General features: G+C 60.8%; 16 protein-coding genes. 10 read left to right on the top strand and 6 right to left on the bottom strand.

Annotated features, from left to right (window positions below):
• Window positions 1-89 precede the first annotated feature (89 nt).
• From OHL11_RS10580 to OHL11_RS10565, 4 genes are all read left to right on the top strand, one after another.
• Complete coding sequence (locus tag OHL11_RS10580) at window positions 90-1,076, top strand: FAD-dependent oxidoreductase (RefSeq protein WP_263371479.1); 987 nt, start codon at window positions 90-92, stop codon at window positions 1,074-1,076.
• A gap of 114 nt (window positions 1,077-1,190) precedes the next feature.
• Window positions 1,191-2,345: a citrate synthase gene (locus OHL11_RS10575; protein ID WP_263371478.1), complete on the top strand. Its 1,155-nt coding sequence runs from the start codon at window positions 1,191-1,193 to the stop codon at window positions 2,343-2,345.
• A gap of 83 nt (window positions 2,346-2,428) precedes the next feature.
• Window positions 2,429-3,409 carry a hypothetical protein gene (locus OHL11_RS10570; RefSeq protein WP_263371477.1) on the top strand — a complete coding sequence of 327 codons (981 nt, stop codon included), beginning with the start codon at window positions 2,429-2,431 and terminating at the stop codon, window positions 3,407-3,409.
• Window positions 3,406-4,566, top strand: coding sequence for a cysteine desulfurase family protein (locus tag OHL11_RS10565; protein WP_263371476.1), 1,161 nt, complete (start codon window positions 3,406-3,408; stop codon window positions 4,564-4,566). The genes OHL11_RS10570 and OHL11_RS10565 overlap by 4 nt, the downstream gene beginning before the upstream one ends.
• A gap of 113 nt (window positions 4,567-4,679) precedes the next feature.
• Here the strand turns inward: OHL11_RS10565 and OHL11_RS10560 are convergent, their stop codons facing one another.
• Window positions 4,680-6,575 carry an APC family permease gene (locus OHL11_RS10560; protein ID WP_263371475.1) on the bottom strand — a complete coding sequence of 632 codons (1,896 nt, stop codon included), beginning with the start codon at window positions 6,573-6,575 and terminating at the stop codon, window positions 4,680-4,682.
• Between the two features lie 148 nt (window positions 6,576-6,723).
• On the opposite strand from OHL11_RS10560, the gene OHL11_RS17435 reads away from it, so the two are divergent.
• Together OHL11_RS17435 and OHL11_RS17430 are read left to right on the top strand one after the other, a co-directional pair.
• On the top strand, window positions 6,724-7,053 hold the full coding sequence (locus tag OHL11_RS17435; RefSeq protein ID WP_317890644.1) for a glutathione peroxidase: 330 nt from the start codon (window positions 6,724-6,726) through the stop codon (window positions 7,051-7,053).
• A gap of 77 nt (window positions 7,054-7,130) precedes the next feature.
• A complete protein-coding gene (locus OHL11_RS17430) occupies window positions 7,131-7,283 on the top strand; it encodes a hypothetical protein (protein ID WP_263372083.1) in 153 nt (50 codons plus the stop codon).
• Between the two features lie 4 nt (window positions 7,284-7,287).
• On the opposite strand, the gene OHL11_RS10545 is transcribed toward OHL11_RS17430, so the two are convergent.
• The 4 genes from OHL11_RS10545 to OHL11_RS10530 form a co-directional block, all read right to left on the bottom strand.
• On the bottom strand, window positions 7,288-7,866 hold the full coding sequence (locus OHL11_RS10545; RefSeq protein ID WP_263371474.1) for a hypothetical protein: 579 nt from the start codon (window positions 7,864-7,866) through the stop codon (window positions 7,288-7,290).
• Window positions 7,867-7,888: 22 nt separating this feature from the next.
• Window positions 7,889-9,727, bottom strand: a complete 1,839-nt coding sequence (locus OHL11_RS10540) for a PHP domain-containing protein (protein WP_263371473.1) — start codon at window positions 9,725-9,727, stop codon at window positions 7,889-7,891.
• Window positions 9,728-9,830: 103 nt separating this feature from the next.
• Window positions 9,831-10,046, bottom strand: coding sequence for a cold-shock protein (locus tag OHL11_RS10535; protein ID WP_263372060.1), 216 nt, complete (start codon window positions 10,044-10,046; stop codon window positions 9,831-9,833).
• A gap of 193 nt (window positions 10,047-10,239) precedes the next feature.
• Window positions 10,240-10,893, bottom strand: a complete 654-nt coding sequence (locus tag OHL11_RS10530; protein ID WP_263371472.1) for an NUDIX hydrolase — start codon at window positions 10,891-10,893, stop codon at window positions 10,240-10,242.
• 105 nt (window positions 10,894-10,998) lie between these two features.
• Here OHL11_RS10530 and bshC point away from each other — a divergent pair, with 105 nt between their 5' ends.
• The 3 genes from bshC to OHL11_RS10515 all read left to right on the top strand — a co-directional run bounded on the left by bshC (window position 10,999) and on the right by OHL11_RS10515 (window position 13,626).
• Window positions 10,999-12,630 carry a bacillithiol biosynthesis cysteine-adding enzyme BshC gene (bshC, locus tag OHL11_RS10525; protein WP_263371471.1) on the top strand — a complete coding sequence of 544 codons (1,632 nt, stop codon included), beginning with the start codon at window positions 10,999-11,001 and terminating at the stop codon, window positions 12,628-12,630.
• 49 nt (window positions 12,631-12,679) lie between these two features.
• Entirely contained in the window at window positions 12,680-12,904 is a 225-nt protein-coding gene (locus OHL11_RS10520) for a superinfection immunity protein (protein ID WP_263371470.1), read from the top strand.
• 464 nt (window positions 12,905-13,368) lie between these two features.
• The gene (locus tag OHL11_RS10515; RefSeq protein ID WP_263371469.1) at window positions 13,369-13,626 is read left to right on the top strand and encodes a hypothetical protein; all 258 of its coding nucleotides are present in this window, start codon (window positions 13,369-13,371) and stop codon (window positions 13,624-13,626) included.
• 107 nt (window positions 13,627-13,733) lie between these two features.
• Here OHL11_RS10515 and OHL11_RS10510 read toward each other — a convergent pair whose 3' ends face one another.
• Window positions 13,734-14,720 carry a phospholipase D-like domain-containing protein gene (locus OHL11_RS10510; protein WP_263371468.1) on the bottom strand — a complete coding sequence of 329 codons (987 nt, stop codon included), beginning with the start codon at window positions 14,718-14,720 and terminating at the stop codon, window positions 13,734-13,736.
• Window positions 14,721-14,976: 256 nt separating this feature from the next.
• Between OHL11_RS10510 and OHL11_RS10505 the strand changes: the two genes are divergently transcribed.
• Complete coding sequence (locus OHL11_RS10505) at window positions 14,977-17,298, top strand: glycoside hydrolase family 3 N-terminal domain-containing protein (RefSeq protein ID WP_263371467.1); 2,322 nt, start codon at window positions 14,977-14,979, stop codon at window positions 17,296-17,298.
• Window positions 17,299-17,339: the final 41 nt, after the last annotated feature.

Raw genomic sequence — 17,339 nt, 5'->3', positions numbered from 1 at the left:
CACTCCTTGGAACGTTCCCGGGCAACAGAAGGTTTCAATCTCTCGAACTAGAATTGTAGTGATACGGATTTCGTTCGGAGTTTACTGTGATGCCAAAACTATCTTCCGCGATGCCAGCCTCCACGGACATCGTGATTTGCGGAGGGGGCATCATAGGGCTTTCGCTTGCGCTGGAGCTTCAACGGCGCGGCGCGAAGGTCGTTGTCCTCGAGCAGTCGGCGACGCGTGCTGAAGGGCAGGCCTCGTGGGCTGCTGCGGGCATGCTCGCGGTCGATGACCCGCACAACCCTACAGCGCTGCATGATTTTTCACGCTGGAGCCGAGGACTCTATGACGAGTTCATCGCTCGCGTGGAAGGGCTTTCGGGCTTGTGTGTGCCGTTTCAAACACAGCGCACACGGCAGTGGACCGATGATGATCGGGTGATCGAACTGGCGGAGCAGTCGTTGAATCCGCGTGAGCTGATGCGCGCGCTCGAGCAGGCTGTGCCGCAGAGCGGGGTGACCGTCGTTCGTGGTGCGCGCGTCGTTCGCGTCGAGGATGATGCAGATGCGGTTCGTGTCTTTGACGCGGACGGCGGCGCGATCTCTGCCAGGAGCATCGTTCATGCTGCGGGCGCCTGGTATGCAGGCGCTCCGGCGATCAAGCCGAGCAAGGGGCAGATGTTGCGTGTGCGGCTCGCACTGGAAGACGTTCATCGGAGTGCGGCAATGTACATTGCTCCGCGGCACTTCGGGGAGCAAGCCGGGACAGCGCTCGTCGGTGCCACCGTGGAGGATGTCGGTTTTGATACGACCATCGATGAGGCGACCATCAAGCGGCAGTTGCAGCAGGCTTCAGAGCTTGTGCCGGCGGTACGTGATGCTGAAGTGATCGAGGTGTGGTCGGGGCTTCGGCCAACTGCGAGTGACCTGCTGCCCGTGATCGGTGGGCTTCCGGGCAAGCCGCAGCAGTGGATCGCCGGCGGACATTTCCGGAACGGCATCTTGCTCGCGCCGGGCACCGCCGTGGCGATGGCCGATGCGCTCGAAGGCAAGGGGCTGCCGCAGGTAGTGAAAAGATTTATCCCGCGATAAGCAAAACCCGCACATCGTGAACGATAATCGGGCGATGTGAGTGACAAAGCTTATAGCCTGTGTCGATAATTTTCTCGTTGCGTGGAATAAGCCACGTAGGGAGCGTATTTCGTTATGGCTAAGGGCTTGCAAGACGTCATCGCCAACGAGTCGTCGATTTGTTTCATCGACGGCGCGAAGGGCATTCTCTCGTATCGCGGTATCGACATCCATGAGCTGGCTCAGAAGTCGAACTTCGAAGAGATCACCTTTTTGCTGTGGAATGCAGCGCTGCCGACGACGGCGGAGCTGAAGGATTTCTCGCACCAGCTCGCGGCCGCACGCCAGATTCCTGACGACGTCATCGAGTTCCTGCGCAGCGTGCCGAAGACCGCCGCTCCGATGGAGGTGCTGCGCACGGCGGTGTCGCTGCTCTCGATCTACGACCCGGATGAGAAGTCGGTCTTCCACACCGCGAACGTGCGCAAGAGCTTCCGCCTGACTGCGCAGATCGCGATGATTGTGGCGATGTTCGACCGCATCCGCAAGGGCAAGGAACTGATTCTGCCCGACACGTCGCTGAGCCATGCGGCGAACTTCCTCTGGATGCTCAACGGCGAGAAGCCGAGCGAGACCGCAACGAAGGCACTGGATGTTGCGCTGATCCTGCACGCGGACCACGAGCTGAACGCGAGCACCTTCGCAGCGCGCGTGATTGCGGCGACGTTGTCGGACATGCATTCGGCGATCACTGGCGCGATCGGCGCGCTGAAGGGACCGCTGCACGGCGGTGCCAACGAGGCCGTGATGCACCTGCTCTATGACATCGACAAGGCTGGCGAGGACCCGGTAGAGCACGTGAAGCACATGCTGGAGAACAAGGAAAAGATCTCCGGCTTCGGGCACCGCGTGTACACCACGGAAGATCCGCGTGCGACGCATCTGCGCCGCATGAGCGAAGACCTCGGTAAGGACGCGAATCCGAAGTGGTATGAGATGTCGCGCAAGATCGAGCTCTTCGTCAAGGAAGAGAAGAAGCTGAACGCGAACGTTGATTTCTACTCGGCTTCGACGTACACGACGCTCGGAATCGACATTGATCTGTTCACGCCGATCTTCGCGGTGAGCCGCATCGCTGGCTGGTGCGCGCATGTGATCGAGCAGCACGATGACAACCGTTTGATCCGTCCGCGTGCCGACTACACGGGACCTGCTTACCCGGCGCCTTATGTCGAGATCAAGAGCCGTCAGTCGCAGGCGAAGGAATGGCCGCCGAAGCCCAGCGCCTAAGCTTAAGCCGCAGCAAATCAAGGCTCGCACTCGATACAATCGGATGCGAGCCTTTTCTATTGCGCCTGCGTGGACTCCAATTCGTGTTGTTGCTCGGCTGTGCGCCGCTGCTGGCGCAGAAGAGCGAACAGTTGCCGCAGGACGACCCCGATCTTCCGAGTCTGCTGGCGTCGCCGGTGCCGAATGTGCCGGGCCTGAAGGCGCGCCTCAGCGGCTTCAATGTAGCGAGCACGTTCACCTCTGTGCATGACTCGTCTTCAGGTTGGTACACGCTCTATACGCCTGCGGTTTCGTATGCGGTGTCGCCGCACTATAGCTTCGACGCGAACATCGCGGTGTACCTCTATCGCCTGGCGGCAGACCAGGTGACGACGACGCGGCAACAGCAACCGTCGCCGGGGCAGCCGAATCCGCAGCCGGTGCAGGACACCTACACGACCGACTTGCGGCCTCATCGCGGCGAACTGGGTGATCTCGTGCTGGCGGCGCATATGAATCTCTCGCCGAAATGGTTTCGCTACACGCTGACGCCTTCGATGACCGTGCCGACAGGCGATGTGGACCATGGCCTCAGCACCGGCCGCGTGACCTTCGACATTAACAACCACTTTGAGACACGATCATCGCGTGGTGGGTTCCTGCTCGACCTTGGTGGTGGCGACTCATCCTCGCTCTTCAATCGGCTGGTGACGAAGGACTACACCTCGCTCGGGCCGCTGGCGCACTTCTCGGTGGGCGGCCAAGTGTTTCTGCCGTTGCGGATGGTTTTTCAGTCGGTGGCGTATGAGCAGTTGCCGCTTGGCGATGGCAAGATTTACACGACCTTGTCGCGGCCTGGATATCCCGATCGCACCTTTGTGACCGGGCGCAGCGTGAGTGAGGACAACGGCTTCACGAACTCGCTGGTCGTGCCATTGAACTCGCATGTGACGCTGCAGAGCTACTACAACCGCAGCCTGCGCTTGGAGCTCGATACGGTCTCAATGGGCATCACGTTTACGCTGAAGTCGAACCGTCCGAAGCGTCGCCGCAGCCTGTTACTTGATGAAGGCGTGTTGCGATGAAGGCAATCTATCTTGACGCCAATGCGACGACGCCGGTCGCGCCTGAAGTACTGGAAGCGATGCTTCCATACTTCGCGGAGCGCTCTGGAAACCCGAGTGCTGCTCATGCGGCAGGGCAGCGAGCGCGATCTGCGGTGGAGCGTGCGCGCGAGCAGGTAGCGCGCTTATTGCAGGCGACGGCGAAGGAGATTGTCTTCACCTCCGGCGGCACGGAAAGCGACAATCTTGCGCTGCGTGGAGTGCTTGATCCGTTCCTTGAGCGCAACGAACCGGCGCATCTTGTCACTACGCAGATCGAGCATCATGCGGTGCTCTACGCGGCTGAGGCTCTGGAGAAGCGTGGCGTCGCGGTGACGTATGTTGCGCCGAAGGCGGATGGCTCGGTGCTGGCGGAAGATGTCGCTGCAGCGATGCGGCCAGAGACGAAGCTCGTCAGCATCATGCTCGCAAACAACGAGACCGGGGTCGTGCAGCCTGTGGGCAAGATTGCGCGCCTCGCGAAAGAGCGTGGTGTGTTGGTGCACACGGACGCGGTGCAAGCGGCAGGCAAGCTTTCGCTCGATATGTCGGGTGAGTTCAAGAATGTCGATCTGCTGTCGATCTCTGGCCACAAGCTCTACGCGCCACAGGGCACCGGCGCGTTGTTTGTGCGCAAGGGCGTGCAGCTTGCAGCGGTGCAACATGGCGGCCCGCAGGAGCGACAGCGCCGCGCGGGCACGGAGAATGTGCCGGGCATCGTAGCGTTGGGCAAGGCCGCCGAGCTTGCTGCTGTGTGGCTCGCGGGTGAGGGCGCGGCTCAACTGGCAGCGTTGCGTGATCGCCTGGAGCAGGGCATCGTGGCAACGTTGAGCGATGTGCAGATCAACGGCGTCGACGCGCGGCGTGTGGCGAACACTACGAACCTTCGCTTCGGCTTGATGGACGCGGAGTCCCTGCTGATTGCGTTGGATATGCAAGGGATCGCCGCGAGCTTTGGATCGGCATGCATGTCGGGAGCGACCGAGCCTTCGCATGTGTTGCTCGCGATGGGGATGGAGCCGAAGCAGGCGCGTGCGAGCCTGCGCTTTTCGCTGACACGGGATGCGGTTGATGCGGATGTCGATGAGGCCGTGCAGAGGATCGTGGCGGTGGCGCGGAGAATGAGCGCGCTAGGGTAGAGCTTGGTTGATCCAGCCGCCCGTCGGTGAAGCGAAACAGGGGGCACCCTGTTCTACGGCGAAACAACAAAGGCCGCTCGTGATGAGCGGCCTTTGCGTGTGCGGACGATTGTTTAGAGATACCAGGGGATGTTGACGACCACGATGCGCTGGTTGCCTTTGAGCAACAAGAGCAGCTTGAGAATCTGCACACGCTGGTTGTGCAGCAGGTTCTCCCACCAGTGGCGTACAACAAGTTCAGGCAGGAGCACGGCGATCTTGCGACCGGGGTTCTCGTCCTCGAGCTTCAGGATGTAGTCCATAAGCGGCGAGAGGATCGTGCGGTAGTTGCTGCTGACGGTGATGAGTTCCGGCAGTGTACGGTTGGCTTCGCGGACAGGGTCCGCGACCATCTTGTCCCAGACGCAGCCGAGCGCGTCCTGCTCGTCGCCGTGGATGTGCACAACCTTTACGGTCTCGCTCATCAGCAGGCCGAAGCGCATGGCCTTCTCGCTGATCTTGTCCCAGCGCGCCATCGGGATGATGACGATCGGGTCTTCGAGGCCGGAGAGGCGCAGCGGTGTGGGGTCTGCGGTCTCAAGCTTCACGCGACGATAGTGGCGCTTGATCGTCGTCATGATGATGATGAGGAAGGGCACGAGCAGCGCCGTTACCCACGCGCCAGAGGTGAACTTCGCCACCAGCACGACGATCAGCGTGATGCCCGTAGCGACAGCGCCGAGGCCGTTGAAGAAGAGTTTGACGAAGCGGTGCTTGGCGTCCTTGGTGTGCAGCCAGTGCACCACCATGCCCGCCTGCGACAGCGTAAACGCGAGGAACGCGCCGATGGCGTAAAGCGGGATGAGGCGATCGGTGACGCCGTTGAAGATGATGAGGATGAGCGCAGTGAAGCCCGTCAGCGCGTAGATGCCGTGCGAGAAGAGCAGGCGGCGACCACGCAGAATGAAGACATGCGGCAGGTAATCCCGCAGCGCGATGGCGCGAGCCATGCGGGGGAAGTCGGCGAACGCGGTGTTCGCAGAGAACGACAGCGCAGCGAGCACGCCACCCATCGTGAGGAAGTAGAACCAACCGCGACCGAAGACGGCGGCGACCTCGATCGAGAGCACGTTCTGGTAGTTGTGCGCGTCGGGGTTCATCGCCGTAACGTGATAGATCTTCGCGACCCACGAGAGGCCGTAGAGCATCACGATCAACATGCCGATGATGATCGTCAGCGTCTGGTTGGCCTTCTTCGCACGCGGTTCGCGGAAGGCGGTGACGCCGTTGGATACGGCTTCGACGCCGGTCATCGCGGCGCAGCCCGAAGCAAAGGTCTTCATAAGCAGCCAGACGAGCCCGACCTTGGTGAAGGTGGATACGCCGACTTCAGGCGGCGGTGGAGGCGCGACCGCAACCGGATGTCCGCCGGTGGCCCAATACTGGTAGGCGGCCCAGGCAATGGTGGTGACGAGTGTGCCGACGAAGATGAAGGTCGGCAGCATGAATGCGAAGCCAGACTCCTTCATGCCGCGCATGTTGACGGTGGCGATGATGATCAGGATCAGCAAGCAGAACGCCAGCTGATAGTGGTGCATCGTGTGACTGATGCGTGTGCCGTCGGAGGCCGAGACCAGCGCTGTAACGCCTGCAGAGATACCCACGGCAGCGGTCAGGATGTAGTCGATCATCAGCGCGGCTGCAGCCAGAAGGCCAGCTCCATCGCCAAGGTTCTCGCTGGCTACGGTGTAGGAGCCGCCACCGTTCGGGTAGGCTTCGATCGTCTGTCGGTAGGACAGATATACGATCGCCAGCAACACCAGGATGCAGCTGAATACGGGAAGAAGATAAGCCGATACGCCGGCGATGCCTAGCGGCACGAGAAGCTGCATGGCTGCTTCCGGTCCGTATGCTGCACTGGTGAGGCCGTCTAGGCCGAAAATCGGGATTCCTGCCGCTACGCCAATGTGCTCATCATGCTCGGCACTGGTCGCCAGCGGTTTGCCAAAAACTACGTCAAAGACGCTCATGGGCCTCGCTAAACCTCGGCTGCGCGTAAAACGCACCGTTGATTAGGATACGCCTACCTGTCAAACGCGCAATGGGTTATGTGTGCTATTCAGGGGGATTTTGCCCCTGCGCAACCTGGGCCGCGAAGATGCGACGTAGACTAAAACCATGTCGACGATTGCCAATATTCCGGTGAACCTGAACTCCGGCGAGACCACCTCGCTGGGTGCGTATGCGGGCAAAGTCCTGCTGGTAACGAACGTGGCTTCCAAGTGCGGCTTTACGAAGCAGTACGACGGCCTCGAGAAGATGTACGAGCAATATAAGGCGCAAGGGTTTGAAGTGCTGGCGTTTCCAGCCAATGATTTTGGCGCGCAGGAGCCGGGCACGAACGCGGAGATTTCGTCGTTCTGCCAGCTGAACTTCGGCGTGCAGTTTCCGATCTTCGAGAAGATCACCGTCGTGGGTGAAGAGAAGCTCCGCTATACGCCGCGCTGACGGCTGCACAGCCCAAGGCCACCGGCGACGATGACGTCTTCCGCGGACAGCTCGCGACCTTCTCCAAGGACAACGGTTTGCCCGGTCCTACGGAAGCACCCGAGGTGCTGTGGAACTTTGAGAAGTTCCTTGTCGGCCGTGATGGCGAAGTTGTCGCACGCTTTGCTTCGGGCATCACGCCCGAGTCGCCGGAGTTGATCTCGGCCGTGGAAGCTGCACTGGCAAAGTAAAAGCTTAGGGAAGAGCGACGGTCATCGGGTCCTGATGCATGAGGTTTAGCGTCAGGCTCGCTGACCGTTTTGCTTTCCATTGCTCGCCGGTAATGTTGCCGAAGAGTAGCAGCACCTGGCCATCAAGCGCGCCGCCTGCGGGGGCTTCGTCGCTGTCATGCAGCGGATGCGGCAGCATGGCGTGCAGCTGCGGGAAGCTGAGCTGCACGTTGCGCAGGTCGCTATCGGAGTGCACGACGGTCGCGTCTACCTGCTGACCGTCGGCGAGCGTTGCGGTGGCTGTTACCCCAGAAAAATACATCGGCACATGAAGCTTGTTGTCGAGCTTCAGCGTGGTCGCCACGTAGACGTCGTCTTCGACCGCGGGCGGCGCATCGAGCACCTTCACATTGGAACTCTGAGCTGTGTCCTTCGTCTGCGTGTGCGGAGCGAAGACCTCTGCGTGCGTGACGGTGAGCTGCGAAGAGCGCTTCGGATACAGCGCAAAGACGGCTACGGCCGCGAGCGCGAGAGCGACGACGGCAATCAGGACGGGCTTCAGCGGTGAGGACTTTTCTTCCTGGACGAACTGCGTTGCGGCCATGCGGGAAACTCCGTAATCGAGGCTAAGGGCGTGGGCGCAGCGCGGCGAGAAACGCATCGATGGGCTGCGTATTGATGAGGTCGGCGGCGCTGAGCCACGCGCGGCGTAACTGCACGATGCCGTTATCGATCTGGTCGAGCTCTTCGATGGCGTGCGCATCCGTATTGACGATGATTTTGCAGCCAAGCTCTTTGGCCTGACGCAGCTGCAGATCGCTGAGATCGCTGCGTGCGGGGTTCGAGTTGTGCTCGACGGCGATGCCGTACTTCGCAGCAGCGGCGAGCATCTTCGGCACATCGACCTTGTAGGGTTCGCGCTTCAGCACCTTGCGGCCGGTGGGGTGGCCGAGGATCTGCACGAACGGATTCTCGCAGGCACGCAGCACGCGTTCGGTGACTTCTTCCGGCGTCTGGTTGAAGCCTGAATGAACGCTCGCCACGATGACGTCGAGCTGTGCCAACGTATCGTTTTCGAGATCCATCGCGCCGTCGAGCAGGATGTCGCACTCGCATCCTGCGAGGATGCGGAAGGGGACTGTCGGCTCGTGCGTATTCGGTTCGCCAGCTTTCAGGCGGCGTTCGTAGCGCGCCCACTGCGGGCCGCGCTTTGCGGCAAACTCTTCCGCAAGACGATTGCTTTCGGCGCGGATGCGAGCGGCGTGAGCGATGGCGCGCTTGTCATCCATGCCGCCGGTCATGGTGAGCAGCTTGGAGTGATCGGTGATTGCAATGTACTCGAGGCCGCGTTCGATAGCGGCTTCAGCCATCTCGCGGATGGAGTTTGAGCCGTCGGACTCGGTGGTGTGCATGTGCAAGTCGCCACGAATGTCGGAGCGCGTGATGAGCTTCGGCAGTTCGTGTCTGGCAGCGGCTTCGATCTCGCCACAGTTCTCGCGCAGCTCGGGCGCGATGTAGTCGAGCTCGAGCGCGTTGTAGATCTCTTCTTCGCTGGCTGCGGCGATGATCTTGTTGTCCTCAAGCCGCATCAGCGCGTACTCGCTGAGCGTGTAGCCGCGCTTGATGGCGCGCTGACGCAAGGTGACGTTGTGGTGTTTGGAGCCGGTGAAATACTGCAGCGCCGCGCCGTAGCTTGCTCGAGGCAGCAGCCGCACGTCGACCTGCAGGCCGTTGCGCAGATTGAAGCTGACCTTGTTCTGTCCGCGGGCGAGCAGCTTGTCGATGAGCGGCAGCGTGGCAACGTGTTCGACCGCTGCTGCGACCACATCGGGCTCGCAGGCTGGGCCGGTGACGAGCAGGTCGAGATCGCCGACGCTCTCCTTGCCACGGCGAAGGGAGCCTGCGGGCGTGATCGTCTCGATGCCGGGGAACTGGCGGATGAGTTCGCTGACGCGCTCGGCGTGCTGGCGCGCGTCGTCGATGCGGAAGCGCGAAGCGTTGCGGCGATAGTCTTCGATGCCTTTCAGCAGCTTGTCGGTGAACTTTTGTCCCATGCGCGGGAGCGGCAGCAGGTCACCGCGCTTGGCGGCTTCTTCAAGCTGGTCGATGTTCTCGATCTGCAGCGCGGAGTAGAGCAGCGCGACGGTCTTGGGGCCCATGCCGGGCAGGCGTAGCAGCTCAAGCATCGACGCTCGGTACTTGGTCAGCAACTCCTCGCGCAGAGGCATGGTGCCGGTGGCGGCGAGGTCGCGAATGTTGGCGGCCATACCTTTGCCGATGCCGGGAATCGCGAGCAGCTGCTTCACGTCGCCATCGGGGCCGATCAGCGTTTCGAGCGGCGTGGTCTGCTGCTCCACCGTCTCAGCGGCGCGGCGATACGAGCGGATGCGGAAGGGATCGGCTGCGTCGATTTCGAGCAGGGCAGCGGTTTCGTCGAGCAGGCGTGCGAGCGTGATGTTGTCCATAGTTCCATCGGCGCGCAGACGCGGCAAAAGCCCGGCAGCGGCGCATCCTGTGATTGTAGGATGCGGCTCCCGGGCTTTCGCCAAAACCTATGTGGATCGCGAACTAATCGGCCTTGATCACGATGACCTGATCGGCTTGCGGGCCCTTTTCGCCCTGGATGATGTCGAACTCTACCTCATCGCCTTCCTTCAGACCGCGATAGCCGTCCATTTGGATGGAGCTGTAGTGGACGAAAACGTCCGGACCTTCAGTTCGGCCGAGGAAACCAAACCCTTTTGCGTTGTTAAACCACTTGACCGTGCCTTTGTATTGCGCCATCGGAGTGCCTTGTCCCGTCATGCTATGTGTCAGCAAGCGGCAAAGCCGCTCACTGTGCATAAGCATGACGGGTTTCGGCATATCTGGTTGCTTGGCAATGTAAGAAAACGCTAATTGTTTTCAGGATGCCAATTTTGGAGGCAACAAAATTGGCACAATCCAATAGGTCGTTGTACGCGAGCTGCTGGAACCCTTATTTGCGACGCAGCGAGGCGTAGAGCAGCACGCCGATGAGCGTCTTGCCGTCGTGGATTTTGCCTGCATGGATGAGGCGCAGCACTTCACTCAGGGGAGTCATGTGCAGCTCGATCTTCTCGTCTTCTTCGGGCTTGGCTTCGCCGAGCGTAAGGTCTTCGGCCAGCAGAATGTGCATGGCCTCAGAGAGGAAGCCGGGGCTGGCGAAGTACTTCGTGTGGACCGACCATTTCTTGGCGCGGTAGCCGGTTTCTTCGATCAGCTCGCGCTTGGCGGCGGGGATGAGCTTCTCGCCCTTCTCGATGCGGCCGGCGGGGAGTTCGAGCAGGAACTGGTCGGCGGCGTGGCGGTACTGGCGGATGAGCAGAATGCCGGGGTCTCTGGGGTTCGACTTCGTGTCCACCGCCAGGATGACGACCGAGCCGTTGTGGCGAATGACGTCGCGCGTGGCGGTGACGCCGCCGGGCTCCTGCACTTCATCGCGCGTTACCCAGAAGACCTTGCCCTGATAGACATTCTTGCTGGAGAGCACCTTGGCCTTGCCGCGTAAGGTCTTTCCTGCCAGCGGTTTGTCGTTCGAGGTAACGGCTGCGGGCTTGCGCGCGGTCTTCTTGGCCTGCTTCTTTGCGGGGGGAGTCGATGTTTTCGCCATGCAGATACCGTAAACGATGCGTCACCCTTAGATGGCCCTGAAAATGTTCGCATCGCGACCGCATCGGGTGCATCCAAACGTGGACAGGATGAGAAACTAGTAACGATGACGGCTGAGTGTTTCCCCATTTCGCATGTACCAGGAACGAGCGCGCTTTTCCGTGCCTTTTGTGAAGGCGCGACGAATGATGCTGCGCGTCAATCGCTCGCGGAGTGGTATCCGGCCAAACCGTTCACAAATGATTGGGCGATGCAGTCGCCCACGCTGCCTGCGGAGCACCGCGGGGCGCTTGCCGATGCGCTGAAGATCCAGGCGACGAAGTTTGCGGCGGGCGAAGCGGCGCTGGCCAACATCGAGAAGCTGCGCGAAGGCGCGGCAACCGTGGTGACCGGCCAGCAGGTAGGTTTGTTTGGTGGTCCGCTGCTCACGCTGCTGAAGGCCTCGACGGCGATTCGTAAGGCGAAGGATGCGACCGAAGCGAGTGGTCGAGAGCATGTGCCGGTGTTCTGGCTGGCGAGCGAAGACCATGATCTCGCGGAGGTCGATCAGGCTGCGTTTTTGACGAAGACTGAGGTGGAAACGATCTCGCTCGACCTGAAGGCGGAGCGTCCTGTGCCGGTGGGTGGTTTGCCCATCGACGCGGAAGGAACGCTGGATGCGCGCCTCGATTATGCCTGCGACCTGTTTGCGTGGGGGCCGTTTGCCGACACGCTGCGCGAGGCTTATGCCGCGGGCGAAACGCTGGCGTCGGCCTTCGGCAAGCTGCTGACGAAGGTGTTCGCGCCGTTCGGCCTGATCGTGATGGACGCGGCCGGACGAGAGTTTCATGCGCTGGGCGCGAAGGCGCTACGTGGCGCGATCGAAAACGCTGCGGAGTTGGAAGCTGCGCTGCTGACGCGCACGAGCGAGCTGGAGTCGCAGGGCTTCCACGCGCAGGTGCTTGTCGCGGCGGGGCATTCTCTGCTTTTCCTGCTTGACGCCGAGACCGGCGCCCGCCAGGCGCTGAAGCGCAGTGGTGATGAATGGAAGGCCGGCGCGAAGACGTATTCGACCGCCGACCTACTCGCGATTCTCGCCGCTGAGCCCGAGCGCATCAGCCCGAACGCGCTGCTGCGTCCGGTGTTTCAGGACACAATTCTGCCGACCGCCGCTTATGTCGGCGGACCGGCCGAGGTTGCGTACTTTGCGCAGTCCGCTGTGGTCTTCGAGCAGTTGCTCGGACGCATCACGCCGGTGCTGCCGCGCTTGTCGGCGACGCTAATCGAGCCCACCATCGCGAAGGTGATGGAGCAGCATGAAGTCGATGTGCGCGGCGTGTGGGACGCGAAGACGGTGGATGCACTGGCGCTGAAGTTTGGCGCGCGCGCGCTGCCGATCGAGGCCAAGCGCAAGCTCGCCGCCGTGGGCAATGCGATGGACGCGGAGCTGACCGCGCTGACCGAATATGCTGAAGGTCTGAACGCCGAGTTGGCGAAGGCTGCTGGTGTTTCGGCGAGCAAGATGCGGTACCAGATGAACCGTCTGCGCCGCATGGCGGCGAGCTTCGAGCTGCAGAAGGAAGCTTCGCTGCGCAAGCACGCGGCAGCGATCATGCTGCATTTGCTACCGGACGGCCACTTGCAGGAACGCGTACTCGCGGGCGCGTGGTTCCTGGCGAAGGACGAGGGCTCACTGCTCGACACCCTCGTCGAGTACGCCGGGCTGGAGTGTCCGGGGCATCGCGTACTTTTCCTCTAGGGAACTGTTCGTCGCGAGTCTGCGTATAGATGGCTGAGAGGAGAACGTAATGCACGTTCTGTTTGCAATCTTTCTTCTGCCGTTTGGAGCGATCCACTTTCTGCCGACCATCATCGCGTTGCTGCGTGACTCGCAGCATAAGTTCGCGATCTTTCTCATCAACCTGTTTTTTGGCTGGACGGTGATCGGCTGGATCTTTGCGCTGGTATGGGCTTTGCGTTCGACGCCCCGCTACGTATACGTGCCGGTGCCGCAGGGCTATCGTCGCTACTAGTGCTGTGCGATGTAGCGCGGCCCTCTGGGGCGGGCGCTACCTCAGCGGCTGAAGCCGCTTTCTTACCCAAACTCAAATGTCGGGGCTGAAGCCCCGACCTACCATTCGCACCTCGCGTAGATAGAACGGCCGTCCGTGATTCTCGCGGAGATAGAACGGCCGTTCGTGATTCTCACAGATTGAGTGATCGCTCGTGATTCTCACAGATTGAATGAAGGCTCGTGATTTATACGGATCGAGAGTTCGTTCGTGATTGATACAGATTGAGCGATCGTTCGTGATTCACGCACAGACCTGAACTACAGTTCGTGCCCTGCGTAGACCGACCCATCGTTTGTGCCTGATAGAGATTTTTGGCGACATGCGGATGCGGAAAAACCGAGAGAGCTACACTAGCTCTCGGAGAGTGTGCGATGGGATTGAGTGACCAGCCATTTGAAGTGATGTGCCCGGACTGTGGTGGCATGTTAAAGATTGACCCGGTAAGCCGTTCGGTGATCTCGCACACGGCCGCGCCGCGCAAGAAGACCTTCGACGATCTTGGCGCTGCGGCCCGCGCGCTGAAGGAACAGGATGCTCGTCGTGAGTCGCTCTTCGCGCAGTCCGTTCACGCGGAGAAGAACAAAGACGACCTGATGGCGAAGAAGTTCGCCGAAGCCGTGAAAAAGGCCAAGGAGTCGCCGCTGACGGGCAAGCCGTTGCGGGATTTCGATTTGGATTGATGCAGAGTCGTACGTGGGAAGTCGTAAGTCATAAGTAGAGAACGAAGGCCGCCCGATCATCGGCGGCCTCCGTTCTTTCTATTTGCGACTGAATATTTACAACGGCTCTAGCTTGTCGGCACCCACACTGTCGAGTTCGCGTAATCAGTCAGCAGCACGTTGTTGAACTTCGTCACGAGCGCGCTGGTCGCCATCACGATGCCGAGTTCGCGGTTCTCCTTGAGCGATGCCGTGGAGTAGTTTTCCGATCCGCAGAAAACGTTCTGTGCACCGCTATAGCCAGCGTCGGCGATGGTCACCTTGGCGTGGATGTAAAGAACTGAGGTGCTGTCCTTGAAGGTGTGCACGCTGACGCCTGCGGCGGTGAGTGCGTTGAACTCCGAGGCGTACTGGTTGTCATCGTTGGTCATGATGAGCTTCACGACGACGCCGCGCTTGGCTGCATTCTCGAGCGCCGTGACGATGTCCGATGCGCTGATCTCTTCGGTCTCCACGGTCAGCGTGTAGCTGGCGCTGTTGATGATCGCAAGCAGATCGGCGTCGGAGTCGGTCGGCGACCAGATGAGCGAGTACGCCTTGCTGGGTGTCCAGGCGGTGTCGGTGAAGTCCTTGTTGAAGGTGGCTTCGATCGCCGAGACGTTCGAGGAGTTTGTCGTGACGACGGCAAAGTCTCGCGTGTCGGAGTAGTACTGACTTGTGAGGTTGGCGCTGAGGATCATCGACGTGGTCTTGTCGACGGTGATGGTCTTCTGGTGCGTCGCGTGATAGGTGGTGTTGGCCCAGTGAACGCTAATGCCTGCGGCAGTAAGCGCGTTGTAGGCGGGCGTGTTCTTGGTCTTCTCGAGGTTCTGGTCGAGGATGACGCGAACGACGACGCCCTTTTGTGCGAGCGCAATCAGATCATTCTGCGCGGTGGTATCGACGAGCTCATACATGGTCATGTCGAGCGTTTTGGTGGCTGAGTTGATGAAGGTGTAGACGGGCGTGAAGCCGTCATCGGGGAAGGTGTAAACGGTTTGGCTCTGCGCGGAGAGCGCAGAGAAGAACATCGCCACGACAGAAGACAACAGGACATGCAGGGACCAGCGTTTCACAGGACCTCTTTGTTCGTTGAATTGGGATTGCGGGTGTGTCTGCGGACAGAGTAGCGAGAGGCGGTGTGAAGCGCTGCAAATTTCTGGCAAAGCGGCTGCAACGTTTGGGGGATCGGGCAATCTGGAGCAAACGTTTGCCTAATGTACGTCGGAGCGTTCACAATGCTATGCGTTGGAGATTGCTGCAAACTGGCTTCGCCTCGCTTGCGCGAGGTGCCGGGAGTGAAGCGTCTCATTTCTCAGGAGCGTATCGGGTATGAAGTGGAATTGGCGTGGAGTCGTGGCCACCTCGGCGGTGTGTGTTTCGTTGTCTCTGGCCGCGCAGCAGGTGAAGCCTGCGAACGCGCAGTTGGCGTCGCCGGAGATTGAGCGTCGCGTGAACGCGTTGCTGAAGCAGATGACGCTGGAAGAGAAGATCGGCCAGCTCGTGCAGTACAACGATATGGGGCAGAACGTGCTGCCTTCGGCGGACAACAAGCAGGTGGCCGATAACCCGGATGCGAAGCTGGGGATCGATCCTCTGAAGCTCGCGGGCAACGGCGGCATCGGTTCGATGCTGAATATCGTTGGCGCGCAGAAGACGCACATCTATCAGCAGGCGGCGATGGAGAAGTCGCGTCTGCATATTCCGCTGCTCTTCGGCGCGGATGTGATCCATGGCTACCGCACGATTTATCCGGTGCCGCTGGGTCTGGCCTCCACTTGGGACACAGCACTGGTGCGCGATCTTTCTGCGATGTCTGCAGCGGAGGCGACGACCGGTGGCATTCGCTGGTTCTACTCGCCGATGGTGGACGTGGCGCGCGATGCGCGCTGGGGCCGCATCGTCGAAGGCGCGGGCGAAGACCCGTATCTTGGCTCGGCGATGGCGCGTGCTTACATTGACGGCTATCAGGGCACGAACCTTGGTGACACCTCGCATGTCGCTGCGAGCGTGAAGCACTTCGCGGCGTATGGAGCGGCCGAAGGTGGACGTGAGTACAACACGACGGACATGTCGTTGAGCCGTATGCACCAGGTGTATCTGCCGCCGTATCGTGCGGCGGTGCAGGAGGGAGCGGCGACGATGATGTCGGCGTTCAACAGCTTGAACGGTGTGCCTTCGACGGCGAATCCGTACATCATGACGGACCTGCTGAGGAAGACATGGGGCTTCGATGGCTTCGTGGTCAGCGACTACAGCGCGGTGATGGAGTTGACGCATCATGGCGTTGCGCTGACCGCAGCGGATGCAACGAAGAAGGCGCTTGAAGCGGGCGTGGAAGTGGACATGATGTCGCACTACTATGACGCGGAGTTGCCGACGTTGGTGAAGAGCGGCAAGGTGCCGATGAGCGTGGTCGATGAGGCCGTGCGCCGTGTGTTGCGTGTGAAGTTTGCGCTCGGTTTGTTCGAGCATCCGTATGCGAGCGGCACGGAGGTGACGCGTGCGCTGGACGAGCATCGTCCGCTGGTGCGTAAGGCTGCGGAAGAGTCGTTTGTACTGCTGAAGAACGATCATGATGTGCTGCCGTTGGCGGCGAACGCGAAGAAGATTGCGCTGATCGGGCCGTTGGCGAATGACGGTATGCAGATGATCGGCTCGTGGGGTGGCGCGAACCACAAGGGCGACACGATCACGCTGAAGGACGCGATGGAGGCGCGTGCGTCGAAGAGCGGCGCGACGCTGACGTATGCGAAGGGCGTAGAGATCAAGTCAACGGACGAGTCGGGCTTTGCGGCGGCGCTGGATGCAGCGCGTGGTGCGGATGTTGTTGTGATGGCGCTGGGAGAAGACGCAATGATGAGCGGCGAGGCGGGAGCCCGCGCGCATCTCGACCTGCCGGGCGCGCAGCAGCAGTTGATGGAGCAGATTGCCGCGCTGGGAAAGCCGACGGTTCTGGTGTTGTTCTCGGGCCGTCCGCTGGTGCTGACGTGGGCGGCGAAGCATGTGGACGCGATTCTCCAAGCATGGTTTCCGGGAACGGAGGCGGGCAATGCGCTTGCGAACGTACTGTATGGCGATGCGTCGCCGAGCGGTCGTCTGACGGTGAGCTTCCCGTACACGGTGGGCCAGGAACCGTTGTATTACGCACAGTTCCCGACGGGGCGACCGACGGGGGATGCTGATCTGAGCGTTCCTCCGGGGCCGAACTCGCGCTTCCTTTCGCGCTACATCGATGCTCCGAATGACGCGCTGTATCCGTTTGGCTACGGGCTTTCGTACACGACATTCTCGTTCTCGGATGTGAAGCTCTCAAGCGACAAGCTGATGCTGAAGGATGTGCAGCACGCGGGACACATCACGGCGACGGCCACGGTGACGAACACCGGCAAGCGTGCGGGGAGTGAAGTCGTGCAGTGCTATGTGCGCAATCGTGGTGCGAGCATGGAGCAGCCGATGCGCGAACTGAAGGGCTTCCGTCGCGTAGAGCTTGCGGCCGGTGAGTCAAAGACGGTGAGCTTCGACCTCGGCTTCGATGAGCTGTCGTTCTGGAACAACGAGGGCAAGCAGGTGATTGAGCCGACCGAGTACACGGTGTTCGTCGGTGGCGATTCGCGCGCGGATCATCAGGCAATGTTTCACATCGTGCAGTAGCGTGCGCCAACTGCAACGGCAACGGCCTCGGAGCAATCTTC

The sequence above is a fragment of the Granulicella cerasi genome (genome assembly GCF_025685575.1).
In the GTDB taxonomy this organism is placed as follows: Bacteria; Acidobacteriota; Terriglobia; order Terriglobales; family Acidobacteriaceae; genus Granulicella; species Granulicella cerasi.
Note: the sequence above shows the minus strand (reverse complement) of the source record. Positions and strands in the feature narration are given on the sequence as shown.

Coding starts and splice junctions, on each gene's coding strand:
- OHL11_RS10520 (WP_263371470.1), top strand. CDS start 12,680: ATGCACGTTCTGTTTGCAATCTTTCTTCTGCCGTTTGGAGCGATCCAC.
- OHL11_RS10560 (WP_263371475.1), bottom strand. CDS start 6,575: ATGAGCGTCTTTGACGTAGTTTTTGGCAAACCGCTGGCGACCAGTGCC.
- OHL11_RS10505 (WP_263371467.1), top strand. CDS start 14,977: ATGAAGTGGAATTGGCGTGGAGTCGTGGCCACCTCGGCGGTGTGTGTT.
- OHL11_RS10545 (WP_263371474.1), bottom strand. CDS start 7,866: ATGGCCGCAACGCAGTTCGTCCAGGAAGAAAAGTCCTCACCGCTGAAG.
- OHL11_RS10530 (WP_263371472.1), bottom strand. CDS start 10,893: ATGGCGAAAACATCGACTCCCCCCGCAAAGAAGCAGGCCAAGAAGACC.
- OHL11_RS10575 (WP_263371478.1), top strand. CDS start 1,191: ATGGCTAAGGGCTTGCAAGACGTCATCGCCAACGAGTCGTCGATTTGT.
- OHL11_RS10580 (WP_263371479.1), top strand. CDS start 90: ATGCCAAAACTATCTTCCGCGATGCCAGCCTCCACGGACATCGTGATT.
- OHL11_RS17435 (WP_317890644.1), top strand. CDS start 6,724: ATGTCGACGATTGCCAATATTCCGGTGAACCTGAACTCCGGCGAGACC.
- OHL11_RS10565 (WP_263371476.1), top strand. CDS start 3,406: ATGAAGGCAATCTATCTTGACGCCAATGCGACGACGCCGGTCGCGCCT.
- bshC (WP_263371471.1), top strand. CDS start 10,999: ATGACGGCTGAGTGTTTCCCCATTTCGCATGTACCAGGAACGAGCGCG.
- OHL11_RS10535 (WP_263372060.1), bottom strand. CDS start 10,046: ATGGCGCAATACAAAGGCACGGTCAAGTGGTTTAACAACGCAAAAGGG.
- OHL11_RS10540 (WP_263371473.1), bottom strand. CDS start 9,727: ATGGACAACATCACGCTCGCACGCCTGCTCGACGAAACCGCTGCCCTG.
- OHL11_RS10515 (WP_263371469.1), top strand. CDS start 13,369: ATGTTAAAGATTGACCCGGTAAGCCGTTCGGTGATCTCGCACACGGCC.